Raw genomic sequence first — 11,882 nt, forward strand, 5'->3', positions numbered from 1 at the left:
GCACCGAACCGCTGAATTCAGCGTGGCCGCCGCATGGATCACGGAATGGCGTAGACCTGCACTCCCTGCGCGATGCCGCGCAGCGAGACCTGGTGCGACTGGGGCCTCAACGCCTTCCGCCTGAGCAGGTCGCCGGTCTTTTGGTCGTCGATGACCGCGCCGGTGGCAAAAATGGACTGCGAGTCAGCAAGCCCCTGCACACGCGAGGCAATGTTCACCGTCTGGCCGAAATAGTCCTGCCGTTCATTCATCGCCACGGCGATGCACGGGCCTTCGTGTACGCCGATCTTGAGAAGCAGGTCCTCACGGCCGTTCTTCTCGTTGAGTTGCAGCATCGCCTCGCGCATGCGCAACGCCGCCGCGACTGCCCGGTCCGGCGTCGGGAACGTCGCCATGACCGCATCGCCGATGGTCTTGACCACGGCGCCGGCCTCCGCCGCGACGATTTCCTGAAGCACCTGGAAATGCGAGCGGACGAGGTCGAAAGCGACGAGGTCGCCCACCCGCTCGTATAGCTCCGTCGAGCCGCGAAGGTCGGTGAACAGAAAAGTCAGGCTGGTGATCTTGAGGCGCTGGTCGACGTCCAGCGTATCGGTGCGGAAAAGGTCGCGAAAAGTCTGGTTGCTCAACAACCGCTTGGCGGTGAGGAAGGACCGACGCCTTTCGAGCAGGCAGTGCAGTGTTTGGCCGGCGATGAAAACGGTCGGCAGGACGCGGCCATCCGTGCGGTTTTCCAGCGCAATGCGCAGCGGTCCAGGACGCATCTCCAGCGTCTCGTTCCGGCCATGCTCCCGATCGAAGGACAAGGACAGGTTCTGCCGCTCGCGGGTCGGCTCCCCCTTCACGTCGATGAACTGCGCCGAATGGGTGACCGGCTCGAAGATGATCAGGAACTCGGCCGGCTGCTGGATCGACAGCACGCCTTTCTCGCCCGCGCCGAGTTCGACATGATCGAGCACGAATTCATCGAACAGTTGCTGATAGCTGTCCTCCGGCACGTCGACCCCCGATCCCCAATACATCTGCCGGTAATATTCCTCGACAGAGAGATCATCCGGACTGTGGGCCGCGATGCGACGGACGCGCGGGCTGACGGTGAAGGTCACATCGACCATCTCGTCGAGCGTCGGCTCGTAGGAATCGGCGCAGAGCGAACAGAGATATGCGTTCTTCTGCACTGTCTTCAGGGTTGTATTGCTGTCGAGTACGCCGCCGCAGCCTGGGCACAGCACATTCCAGGCGATGTCGAACATGCCCATCCGCGTTCCATGCAGGAAGGCCGCGACGACACCTTCTTCGTCAAGACCACGCTTCTCGGCGAAGGCGAGCGGATTGATCCGGCACAGCTGGTGGTCGGGCGCTTCGGCAACGAGATTTTCGATGGCGGCGACCGCGTCCGCGTCGGCCGACTGCCGGAGCACTGCGAAAAGATGCTTGGTTTCACTCATGCTCGCGCCTTAGCCCATCATTGACTGTCGCTCACCCGGTGCATGCTACACCCGCCGCAGACCTTACGCCACAAGAGCCGTGCTCCGGTTGGCCGGGGTCGAGGGTGACGCCCATACGCGGAAGTCACGTCTTCAACCGATAGCCGGTACGGAAAATCCAGGCGACGATCGCCATGCACAGAGCCAGGAATGCCAGCGTCATGCCGAGGCTGATGCCGATGCCGACATCCGCCGTGCCGAAGAAGCTCCAGCGGAAGCCGCTGACCAGATAGACGACCGGGTTGAACAGCGAGACCGTCTGCCAGAATGGCGGCAGCATCTCGATCGAATAGAAACTGCCGCCGAGGAAGGTGAGCGGCGTGACGATCAGCAACGGGATGAGCTGCAGCTTCTCGAAACCGTCGGCCCAGATGCCGATGATGAAGCCGAACAGGCTGAAGGTGACGGCGGTAAGCACCAGGAAGAGCAGCATGAAGAACGGGTGCTCGATATGCAGTGGCACGAACAGGCTCGCGGTGGCAAGGATGATCAGGCCGAGCATGATCGACTTGGTCGCCGCCGCGCCGACATAGGAAAGCACGACTTCCAGGTAGGAAACCGGCGCCGACAGGACTTCGTAGATGGTGCCGGTGAATTTCGGGAAATAGATGCCGAAGGAGGCGTTGGCGATGCTCTGGGTCAGCAGCGTCAGCATGATCAGCCCCGGCACGATGAAGGCACCGTAGGAGACGCCGTCGATGGCGTTGATGCGCGAGCCGATGGCGGTGCCGAACACGACGAAATAGAGCGAGGTCGAGATGACCGGCGACACGATGCTCTGCAGCAGCGTGCGGAACGCCCGCGACATTTCGAACATGTAGATGGCTTTGACGGCGCGCCAGTTCATGTACGGTCACTCACCAGGTTGACGAAGATATCTTCCAGCGAACTCTGGCTGGTCTGCAGGTCCTTGAAGCGGATACCTGCCTTGCCGAGGTCGGCAAGCAGGGCGGTAATGCCGGTGCGTTCGCCGCGGCTGTCATAGGTGAACACGAGTTCCGAGCCGCCGTCGGCGAGTTCGAGCTGATAGGCGGAAAGCGCTTGCGGGATACTCTCCAGCGGGGTTTGCAGGAGCAGGGTCAACTGCTTCTTGCCGAGATTGCGCATCAGTTCGGCCTTGTTCTCGACCAGGACGATCTCGCCCTTGTTGATGACGCCGATGCGGTCGGCCATCTCCTCCGCTTCCTCGATGTAGTGGGTGGTGAGGATGATGGTGACGCCGGTCTCGCGCATCTGGCGCACCAGATTCCACATGTCGCGCCGCAACTCCACGTCGACGCCGGCGGTGGGTTCATCCAGGAAGAGGATGTCCGGCTCGTGCGACAGCGCCTTGGCGATCATGTGGCGGCGCTTCATGCCGCCCGACAGGGTGATGATCTTGGCGTCCCGCTTGTCCCAGAGCGACAGGTCCTTCAGGATCTTCTCGATGAGCGCCGGATTGGCCGGCTTGCCGAACAGGCCGCGGCTGAAAGAGACGTCGGCCCGCACCGTCTCGAAGGCGTTGGTGGTGAGTTCCTGCGGCACCAGCCCGATCATCGAACGGGCGGCGCGGTAGTCGGTCTTGATGTCATGGCCGGCGACGCTCACCTGCCCGCTGGTCGGGTTGACGATGCCGCAGATGGCGCCGATCAGCGTTGTCTTGCCGGCGCCGTTGGGACCGAGCAGCGCAAATATCTCGCCTTTCCTGACCTCGAGGTTGATGCTCTTCAGCGCCTCGAATCCGGACGAATAGGTCTTGCAAAGGTCTTTGACTGAAATGATGGGCTGCATGAAAACGGGCCGTCGTTTGGCGGGAAAATTTGCGAAAAACCGGCGCAATGGAGCCGGACAGGTTTTCTATATGGGTCGCCGCGCCGGCAATACCACACCACGGCACGCAGGCGGATGAGAATTTTGTTGCGTCCGGTCTAAAGCGCGTCGCGCCGAATAGAATTCGGCGGCCGCGCTTCAGATTCTTTGATTTGATGCATGTCGTTATCCCGAAACCGAGGACACTTTCGGGCGACATGCATTAACCGAGCTTTCCCCGCCAAAGATTTGGATAGTCGGTGACGAAGCCGACCGGAGCAACCTGCAGCACCTCGTCATAGCCGAACATCGGACCCTGATAGGAATATTCCGCCTCGCTTTGACGGCGATAGTGCTGTTCGAGCCGGATCAGCTTCAGCTCGGGGAAGGCCAGGTAGGCGGCCGGCGCCGGCGTGTCCTGACCAATGGCCAGATCGAAGCGGCGCAGTGCCAGGAGGTTGGTCGCCGGGGTGAAACCGAGATCGACATCGATGAGGTCTGCCAGGCCTGGCTGAACGGCGCCGTTGAGCAGCCAATCGTCATCGATATTCCTCTCGATCTCGAGCGAGAGATCGCGGGCACCACGGAAGCCGCGCACGCAAGCCGACCGTGCCTGCCAGCGTTTGTCGCAAAGTGCCGCGTAGGCGAGGCTGCATGGCTCTCCCTCATGTTCGAAGATGGCGTGCCCATGCAGTTCCCAGCCGTCGTCTTGGCGAATGAGGCGGCAGGCATCGTGCCCGGGAACGTCGAGGCGTTGCCAGAGGATCGTGGCGACGAGTTCAGTCATGGTTCTCCCTTCGCGCTGCGGATCATCACTCTAGACCATGCCTGCTGACATCTTTCCGTCAGGAGCGTCAAAGCGCAGGATTTTCCGCAGTAAAGGTCACTGCGGTCAAAATCGCGTGATGCCTCGCGGCTGCCGGTGCTTCCGTGCCAAATCCAAGATAACGTTCAAGATTGTCACAGACGTATCTCCAGGAGACCGGTATGAGAACGATAGCCGTCGCCATTCTTTTATCGCTGGGTGTCGTTTCCGCTCATGCTCAAACGCGCGCCGACACCACGAACATGAGTTGCGCGCAGATACGCAACGTCCTGGACCAGAATGGCAGTGCGATCCTCCGTCAGCGCTCGTCGCGGAATGCGAGCATCGTGTCTTCGGGCGTCTACGTGAAGGACGGGCGCTACTGCGGCATCGGCCAGACCGCCCAGCCGGCGAGCGTGGTCGCCGCCGACACCGGCAACTGCCGTGTCCAGCGCTGCATGAGCAACGCCCGCGGCAGGTAGTCCGTCTCGGCCTTCAGCACATTTCGAAGCGATATTCTTTGTCCTCCGGCGTCACCAGGTTGCGGTCGCGCAGGACGATCGGAATCTTGCCGCCACGCTTCGAACAGGCCCGCATGAACGCTTCCGGATCATTATCGGGATACTCGATCTCCAGAACCTGATTGTAGATCGATGTGTAAGCGTCGCACTCGTCGTAGACCTCGCATTCCTCGGCGATGGCGAAATCGAAACCCGCCAGCGTCCTGCCGGCCTCGCCGATTTCGGGGTTGTTCTTTTGCCCGACCGCAAGTCCAAGCTCGTGAGCGAAGTCGGACATCAGCCTGGCCAGCGCCAGATTGTCGTTCATGCCGAGCAGGCCGGACGACCTCGACCAGGTGTCCAGATTATCGGGCTCGATGGCGCTGAAGCCATCGTCCGCGCATTTCCTGATCCACGGAGCGATCACGCTGAAAATGGCTTGCCGTTTTGCCGCGGTGGACGTGTCGAGGAGGAATTCGCCCGGCCAGTTCCCGTCCTCGACCGGCTTGCCATCCTGGCCGCGCAGCAGGAGATCGGGGTGTTTTTCTTTCCACAGGGCCGTTTCTTCGGCCTGGGTCTGAAAACCGTTGAAATAGCAGATCGAATAGAGGCCGGGCGCCGGCGGCGACTGGCGGTCGCGGCTGACCGTCTTGACGCCAGCCGGCGGTGGGTAGTCGCCGCCGAGCTGTGAATCATAACCACCGTTCGGCGGCAGAAAGACGATGCCGGCGGCATGCGCGGCCGGGCCGTTGGCATAATCGCCCAATAGGATGAGGATGGCCGCTGCCGCCACGCCGAAAAACGGACATGGCGACGGAAAAAGCCGTCGCGAAGGCGCGGACATTCGAGCGGCACCCCGTGAATGGACAATCCAATCACATCACGGACTTGCGGGGGTTGCAAGCAGCCGCATGGCGCGGGCCGGCAGCAGGGCCTCTGCTCGCGACGCGGAAAATCGTGCCTTGACTTTCGGCGCCCGGAACCCGACTTCCTTTCTCCCGAAGGGAGACCACAAGATGCCCGAGGCCCGACGAACGACGATCGACACCCGTGAAGTCGAGCACTTTTCCGCGCTTGCCGCGGAATGGTGGAATCCGAACGGCAAATTCCGGCCGCTGCACAAGTTCAATCCGATTCGGCTTGCCTATATCCGCGACCAGGTGGCGGCCCGCTTCGGCCGCGACCCGCGTGCGGCGCGGCCTTTCGAAGGTCTGCGCATTCTCGATATCGGCTGCGGCGGCGGCCTCCTGTGCGAGCCGATGGCGCGGCTCGGCGCCACCGTCGTCGGCGCCGATGCGTCGGCCAACAACATCGAGGTGGCCAGGCTGCACGCCGCGGAAGGCGGGCTCGACATCGACTATCGCGCCACCACGGCCGAGTCGCTTGCCGACGAGGGCGAGAAGTTCGACGTCATCCTCAACATGGAAGTCGTCGAGCATGTCGCCGACATCGATCTTTTCATCGGCAAGTGCGGCGAGATGGTGAAGCCGGGCGGCATCATGTTCGTCGCCACCATCAACCGCACGCTCAAGGCACTGGGCCTTGCCATCATCGGCGCCGAATATCTCCTGCGCTGGCTGCCGCGCGGCACCCACCAGTACGGCAAGTTGGTGCGCCCTGACGAGTTGGAGGCCGCGCTCCAGAAGGCAGGCCTGTCGGTGATCGACCGCACCGGCGTCGTCTACAATCCGCTCGGCGATCGCTGGCAGCGCTCCAAGGACATGGACGTCAACTACATGGTGCTGGCGGAAAAGCCCGGAGCCGCCTGAATCAGGCTTCCCGGCTTTGCGCCCTGGTGGTCATCACGACGCCGGCGGTAATGATCGCCGCACCTGCCCAGGTGAGAAGCTGGTAGCGCTCGCCGAGGAAGAAGGTGCCGGCGACCAGCCCGATCGCCGCCGCGACATAGCCGATCTGGCTGAGATAGACCGGCCCGCCGACCGCCTGCAGGCGGAAGAAGAAGGCGAACATCGCCGAAGCCGAGGCGACCTGGGCAAGCACGAGCAGCGGCAGGCCGGATAAGACACCGAAGGCGCTGCCGCCCTCGAACCACAGCAAACCCGCAAGCAGCATCGCCGCCGACGCGAGATGGCTGCCGACCGCGAGTTCGATCGGCCCGGTTCCTTCCGGCCAGTCGTAGGTGCGGTAGATATTGCCGGCGGCAAGGCTGACCGGGATGAGCAGCCCGATCAGCACCCAGAAGGGTTCGGCCGGCTGGCCCGCCTCGCCGCGCGTCAACGCCACCATCAGCGCGCCGACGAAGCCGACCGCGATGCCGGCGATGCCGAGCAGGTTGGGGCGCTTGACGCGGAACAGTATCGACAGCACTAGCGTGACCACCGGCGACAGCGTGAACATGATGCCGGTGTAGCCGGCGCCGAGGTGCGGGATGGCCGAGAACATCAGCAGATTGGGAATGGCGTAGGAGATCGCCGCCGCCACCGCGAAATAACGCAGCTTCCGCGCCGAGATGACGAAACGGTGCCGCCGCACAAGCAGGACGATGAGCAGCACGCCACCGGCACCGAACGAGATGACGAAGGCCCACAGCATGGCGGGCACGCCGCTGACCGTGGCGATCTTGCCGAACGGCAAGGTCAGCCCGAGCAGGCCGCCGGTCACCAGAAGCAGGCCGAAGGCCGAGTCCCAGACAGATTTCATCGAGGCTTCCGTGCCGCTTGATTGTGCTTGCATTGCCATGATCGGTGCCCTTGCGAAAGGCGCAGCCGGCAATTTGCTTGCGCGGCTGTCAGCTACCAGATAACATAGCGATAAGATTCTTAATGTCAAGATACTTTATGGAGAGACAGATGGATCGCGCTGCGCGGGCAGTCGAACAGTGGCGGAAGGAACGGCCGGACCTCGATGTGAGCCCGATGGCCGTGCTGGGGCGGCTGCGCCAGGCAGCCACCATGATCTCCCGAACGCGGCTCGACCCGCTGTTCGAAAAATTCGGCCTGCAGTCCGGCGAATTCGACGTGCTGGCGACGTTGCGCCGTTCCGGAGCGCCCTTTGCGCTGACTCCGACGGCGCTCTACGAGGCGACGATGGTGACCTCCGGCGCCATGACCAATCGCCTCGACCGCTTGGAGAAGTCCGGGCTGATTGCCAGGGCTCCGCACCCCGAGGACCGGCGTGGCGTCATCGTGCAACTGACCGCTAAGGGCCGCGCGCTGATCGACGAGGCCGTCACCGCACATGTCGAAAACGAGCACAACGTACTCTCGGGCCTGACGCGGGAAGAGCAGGACAGGCTGGCGGAACTGCTGGAAAAGCTGATCAGGAGCGTGGCTTAGCCGTATTACCCGAGGCTGGAAGGCGCATAAGCCTTCTGCCGACTTGCCTTCAGGACTGAACCGCCGAGTACGAAGCGGAGCTTGGAAGCTCCGCCTCCGGCCGGGTCAAACAAACGCGCCGTGGCAGTGCTTGTATTTCTTGCCGGAGCCGCAAGGACAGGCCTCGTTGCGGCCAACCTTGCCCCAGGTCGACTGGTCGTTGGGATCGCGGTCTTCCGGCTCGACGACGCGTGAGGTTTCCTGTCTCACGAGCAGCGCGGTCTCGCCGAAATCGTCCTCGCCGGTGGTGCCGTCGATATGGTGGCCGAAGGTTTCCGGCGCCTGCGGCGGCGGTGCCTCGGCGGCCTCGCGCACCAGTTCGACGCGCATCAACTGTGCCGTCACCGCCTGGTTCAGGTTGCCCAGCATCGCCTGGAAAAGCTCGAAAGCTTCCTGCTTGTATTCCTGCAGCGGATCGCGTTGCGCATAACCGCGGAAACCGACCACCGAACGCAGATGGTCGAGATTGACGATGTGCTCGCGCCACAAATGGTCGAGCGTCTGCAGCACCACCGAGCGCTCGACATAGGCCATGATATCCGGTCCGAACCGTTCGGCGCGGTCGGCGGCCTCCTTGTCGGCAAGCTCGGTCAGACGGGTACGGATCTCGTCTTCCGCAATACCTTCTTCCTTGACCCAGTCCTCGATCGGCAGGTCGAGATTGAGGTATTGCCGCACACCCTCCTTGAGGCCGACGGCATTCCACTGCTCGGCATAGGCGTTTTCGGGAATGTGGCTGTTGACGAGATCGTCAATGACGACTTCACGCATTTCGGCAATGGTGTCGCCGAGTCCTTCGCCGTCCATCAGTTCGATGCGGCGCGCGAACACCACCTTGCGTTGGTCGTTCGACACGTCGTCGTATTTCAGGAGATTCTTGCGGATGTCGAAGTTGCGCGCCTCGACCTTCTTCTGTGCCTTTTCCAGCGCCTTGTTGATCCAGGGATGGATGATCGCCTCGTCTTCCTTGAGGCCGAGCTTCTGCAGCATGCCGTCCATGCGCTCGGAACCGAAGATGCGCATCAAATCGTCCTGCAGCGACAGGAAGAATTTCGAGCGGCCGGGATCGCCCTGGCGACCGGAGCGGCCGCGCAACTGGTTGTCGATGCGCCGGCTTTCATGGCGCTCGGTGGCCAGCACATAGAGCCCGCCGGCGGCAAGCGCCTTCTCCTTCAGCTTCTGGATATCCTCGCGGATGGCCTTTTCCTTGGCGGCGCGTTCCTCGCCCTCGGGCATGTCGCCGAGTTCCCGGATGATGCGCATGTCGGCATTGCCGCCGAGCTGGATGTCGGTGCCGCGGCCGGCCATGTTGGTGGCAATGGTGACGGCGCCCGGCACACCGGCCTGGGCGACGATCGACGCTTCCTGTTCATGGTGGCGGGCGTTCAGGACCTGAAAGCCCTTCATGCCTTCCTTGCGCAGGCGTTCGGCGAGAAATTCCGACTTCTCGATCGAGGTGGTGCCCACCAGGATAGGCTGGCCCTTGGCGTTGGCGTCGCGGATCTCGCGGACGATCGCCTTGTATTTCTCCTCGACCGTCCGGTAGACCTCGTCGTCCTCATCGATACGCTTGACGGGCAGGTTGGTCGGGATCTCGAGCACGTTGAGATTGTAGATGTTGCCGAATTCCTCGGCTTCCGTCAGCGCAGTGCCGGTCATGCCGGCGAGCTTGGCGTACATGCGGAAGTAATTCTGGAAGGTGATCGAGGCGAGCGTCTGGTTCTCCGGCTGGATCGCCACATGCTCCTTGGCTTCCAGCGCCTGGTGCAGGCCTTCGGAAAAGCGGCGGCCCGGCATCATGCGGCCGGTGAATTCGTCGATGATGACGATCTCGCCATTGTTGACGATGTAATCCTTGTCGCGCTGGAACAGGCAATGCGCCTTCAGCGCGTTGTTGACGTGATGGACGATGGCGACGTTCTCGACGTCGTAAAGCGATTCACCCTTGAGGTGACCGGCCGCACGCAGCAGGTTCTCGAGCTTCTCGGTGCCCTCCTCGGTGAAGATCGAGGTTTTCTGCTTTTCGTCGACTTCGTAGTCCGCCGGCTCGAGCTGCAGGATGAAGGCGTCGATGGTGTTGTACATCTCCGAGCGGTCTTCGAGCGGGCCGGAAATGATCAAAGGCGTGCGCGCCTCGTCGACGAGGATCGAGTCCACTTCGTCGACGATCGCGTAATTGTGTTCGCGCTGCACCATCTGGTCGCGCTCATACTTCATGTTGTCACGCAGATAGTCGAAACCCAGCTCGTTGTTGGTGGCATAGGTGACGTCGCAGGCGTAAGCCGCGCGGCGTTCCTCGTCCGAAAGCCCATGCACGATGACGCCGACGGTCAGGCCGAGGAACTTGTAGACCCGGCCCATCCATTCGGCGTCGCGCGTGGCGAGGTAGTCGTTGACGGTGACGACATGGACGCCCTTGCTGGCCAACGCGTTGAGATAGACGGGCAGCGTGGCGACGAGCGTCTTGCCTTCGCCGGTGCGCATCTCGGCGATATCGCCGCCATGCAGCACCATGCCGCCGATGAGCTGCACGTCAAAGGGCCGCATGCCGAGTACGCGTTTTGCGGCCTCCCGCACAGTCGCAAAGGCTGGGACAAGCAGATCGTCGAGGGAAGCGCCGTTGGCTATATCCTGGCGGAACTGGTCGGTGCGGGCGCGAAGCTCGGCATCGGACAGTGCCGCGACCTCGTTTTCCATCGCGTTGATCGCTTCGACGCGCGGCCGCATCGATTTGACGCGGCGATCATTGGAAGAGCCGAAGATTTTGCGGGCAAGACCGCCAAGACTGACCATCAACTGGTCCCTTTCAATCCCACAAAGCCCGTGGGGGACACGGGCTGAACCAAGTGCACTTGTATGAATACACGGGTTCCATAACAGAAAGCGTCCGGAAATCGCTTCTGGACGCAAAGTCGAAGGACAGATAAGAGGGGCCCCTTGCGATGTCAACGCTGCTTGATTGCGGCGTGTCGCGCGAAATTTCGCCAGATTCGACTGGTCTTGAAACGTTTCCAATCCGCTGGAGAGTCTCCTTATGCCTTTTTCGTTCCGTAGCGCCTCGCTTGCCCGTATCGGGCTTGCAGCCGGGCTCGTTGCGTTGTCGTCGCTGCCCCTCGTCGCGCAGGAGACTGCGCCCGCAGCCCCGACCACTGCCCCTGCGGCGCCCGTCGACCCCAACGCGGTCGTAGCCACTGCCAACGGCAAGCCCATTACCGAAGCCGACCTGACGCTTGCGGAGAACGATCTCGACCCGCAGTTTTCGCGGCTGCCGCCGGAACAGCGCCGCGCCGCCGCACTGTCGGCGGTGATCGAAATCCGCCTGCTCAGCGACAAGGCCGCAGCCGACGGCATCGACAAGCAGCCCGATTTCCAGCGCCGCATGGAATTCCTCAAGCAGCGCGCCTTGCATAGCGCGCTCGTGGAATCGGAAGTCGCCGCGAAGGTGACCGACGCCGAGATCCAGGCCCGCTACGACACCGAAATGGCCAACACGCCCCCGGTCAACGAGGTGCACGCCCGTCACATCCTTGTGAAGACGAAAGAAGAAGCCGACGCGATCATCAAGCAGCTCGACGGCGGCGCCAAGTTCGAGGACCTCGCCAATCAGCACACGACCGACCCGAGCGGCAAGACGACGGGCGGCGACCTCGGTTATTTCGCGGCCGGCCAGATGGTGCCGGAATTCGAGAAGGCGGCGTTCGCCCTCGAGCCGGGTTCCTATACCAAGCAGCCGGTGCAGAGCCAGTTCGGCTTCCATGTCATCAAGGTGGAGGACAAGCGCGCCCAGCAGCCGCCGGCCTTCGACCAGGTCAAAGAGCAGTTCCGTTCGCTGGTGCTGCGCGACAAGTATTTCGCGATGGTCAAGTCGCTGCGCGACGCCGCCAAGGTCGACATCACCGACCCGGCGCTGAAGACCGCCGTCGACGCGATGGACAAGCAGAAGTAAGATTTTGCCGTCTGGATAATG

At 62.5% G+C, this 11,882-nt stretch carries 11 protein-coding genes; 4 read left to right on the plus strand and 7 right to left on the minus strand.

Going from position 1 to position 11,882, the window contains the following annotated elements:
- Positions 1–38: 38 nt before the first annotated feature.
- From OHD58_RS01265 to OHD58_RS01280, 4 genes are all read right to left on the minus strand, one after another.
- Positions 39–1,448 (minus strand): adenylate/guanylate cyclase domain-containing protein, encoded by a 1,410-nt coding sequence (locus OHD58_RS01265; RefSeq protein ID WP_263801229.1) that lies wholly within the window; start codon positions 1,446–1,448, stop codon positions 39–41.
- 124 nt (positions 1,449–1,572) lie between these two features.
- Positions 1,573–2,334 (minus strand): ABC transporter permease, encoded by a 762-nt coding sequence (locus OHD58_RS01270; protein WP_263801230.1) that lies wholly within the window; start codon positions 2,332–2,334, stop codon positions 1,573–1,575.
- On the minus strand, positions 2,331–3,257 hold the full coding sequence (locus tag OHD58_RS01275) for an ABC transporter ATP-binding protein (protein WP_263801231.1): 927 nt from the start codon (positions 3,255–3,257) through the stop codon (positions 2,331–2,333). The genes OHD58_RS01270 and OHD58_RS01275 overlap by 4 nt, the downstream gene beginning before the upstream one ends.
- Before the next feature lie 241 nt (positions 3,258–3,498).
- Positions 3,499–4,062, minus strand: a complete 564-nt coding sequence (locus OHD58_RS01280; RefSeq protein WP_263801232.1) for a putative glycolipid-binding domain-containing protein — start codon at positions 4,060–4,062, stop codon at positions 3,499–3,501.
- 200 nt (positions 4,063–4,262) lie between these two features.
- Between OHD58_RS01280 and OHD58_RS01285 the strand changes: the two genes are divergently transcribed.
- Complete coding sequence (locus OHD58_RS01285; RefSeq protein WP_263801233.1) at positions 4,263–4,562, plus strand: hypothetical protein; 300 nt, start codon at positions 4,263–4,265, stop codon at positions 4,560–4,562.
- 13 nt (positions 4,563–4,575) lie between these two features.
- On the opposite strand, the gene OHD58_RS01290 is transcribed toward OHD58_RS01285, so the two are convergent.
- The gene (locus OHD58_RS01290) at positions 4,576–5,424 is read right to left on the minus strand and encodes an endo alpha-1,4 polygalactosaminidase (protein WP_263801234.1); all 849 of its coding nucleotides are present in this window, start codon (positions 5,422–5,424) and stop codon (positions 4,576–4,578) included.
- A gap of 172 nt (positions 5,425–5,596) precedes the next feature.
- Between OHD58_RS01290 and ubiG the strand changes: the two genes are divergently transcribed.
- Complete coding sequence (gene ubiG / locus OHD58_RS01295; protein ID WP_263801235.1) at positions 5,597–6,349, plus strand: bifunctional 2-polyprenyl-6-hydroxyphenol methylase/3-demethylubiquinol 3-O-methyltransferase UbiG; 753 nt, start codon at positions 5,597–5,599, stop codon at positions 6,347–6,349.
- 1 nt (position 6,350) lies between these two features.
- On the opposite strand, the gene OHD58_RS01300 is transcribed toward ubiG, so the two are convergent.
- Positions 6,351–7,241, minus strand: coding sequence for a DMT family transporter (locus tag OHD58_RS01300; RefSeq protein WP_263801236.1), 891 nt, complete (start codon positions 7,239–7,241; stop codon positions 6,351–6,353).
- Between the two features lie 149 nt (positions 7,242–7,390).
- Between OHD58_RS01300 and OHD58_RS01305 the strand changes: the two genes are divergently transcribed.
- On the plus strand, positions 7,391–7,876 hold the full coding sequence (locus OHD58_RS01305; protein ID WP_263801237.1) for a MarR family winged helix-turn-helix transcriptional regulator: 486 nt from the start codon (positions 7,391–7,393) through the stop codon (positions 7,874–7,876).
- Between the two features lie 105 nt (positions 7,877–7,981).
- Here OHD58_RS01305 and secA read toward each other — a convergent pair whose 3' ends face one another.
- Positions 7,982–10,708: a preprotein translocase subunit SecA gene (gene secA / locus OHD58_RS01310; protein WP_263801238.1), complete on the minus strand. Its 2,727-nt coding sequence runs from the start codon at positions 10,706–10,708 to the stop codon at positions 7,982–7,984.
- A 241-nt stretch (positions 10,709–10,949) separates the two neighbouring features.
- Here secA and OHD58_RS01315 point away from each other — a divergent pair, with 241 nt between their 5' ends.
- A complete protein-coding gene (locus tag OHD58_RS01315) occupies positions 10,950–11,861 on the plus strand; it encodes a peptidylprolyl isomerase (RefSeq protein ID WP_263801239.1) in 912 nt (303 codons plus the stop codon).
- Positions 11,862–11,882: the final 21 nt, after the last annotated feature.

Origin of the sequence: Mesorhizobium sp. ZC-5, from assembly GCF_025753855.1 — a bacterium.
GTDB lineage: Bacteria > Pseudomonadota > Alphaproteobacteria > Rhizobiales > Rhizobiaceae > Neomesorhizobium.

Bases quoted from the DNA above. Each gene is read 5' to 3' on its own strand.
- OHD58_RS01305 (WP_263801237.1), top strand. From the start codon at position 7,391: ATGGATCGCGCTGCGCGGGCAGTCGAACAGTGGCGGAAGGAACGGCCG.
- OHD58_RS01285 (WP_263801233.1), top strand. From the start codon at position 4,263: ATGAGAACGATAGCCGTCGCCATTCTTTTATCGCTGGGTGTCGTTTCC.
- OHD58_RS01290 (WP_263801234.1), bottom strand. From the start codon at position 5,424: ATGTCCGCGCCTTCGCGACGGCTTTTTCCGTCGCCATGTCCGTTTTTC.
- OHD58_RS01270 (WP_263801230.1), bottom strand. From the start codon at position 2,334: ATGAACTGGCGCGCCGTCAAAGCCATCTACATGTTCGAAATGTCGCGG.
- OHD58_RS01315 (WP_263801239.1), top strand. From the start codon at position 10,950: ATGCCTTTTTCGTTCCGTAGCGCCTCGCTTGCCCGTATCGGGCTTGCA.
- OHD58_RS01275 (WP_263801231.1), bottom strand. From the start codon at position 3,257: ATGCAGCCCATCATTTCAGTCAAAGACCTTTGCAAGACCTATTCGTCC.
- OHD58_RS01280 (WP_263801232.1), bottom strand. From the start codon at position 4,062: ATGACTGAACTCGTCGCCACGATCCTCTGGCAACGCCTCGACGTTCCC.
- secA (WP_263801238.1), bottom strand. From the start codon at position 10,708: ATGGTCAGTCTTGGCGGTCTTGCCCGCAAAATCTTCGGCTCTTCCAAT.
- OHD58_RS01265 (WP_263801229.1), bottom strand. From the start codon at position 1,448: ATGAGTGAAACCAAGCATCTTTTCGCAGTGCTCCGGCAGTCGGCCGAC.
- OHD58_RS01300 (WP_263801236.1), bottom strand. From the start codon at position 7,241: ATGAAATCTGTCTGGGACTCGGCCTTCGGCCTGCTTCTGGTGACCGGC.
- ubiG (WP_263801235.1), top strand. From the start codon at position 5,597: ATGCCCGAGGCCCGACGAACGACGATCGACACCCGTGAAGTCGAGCAC.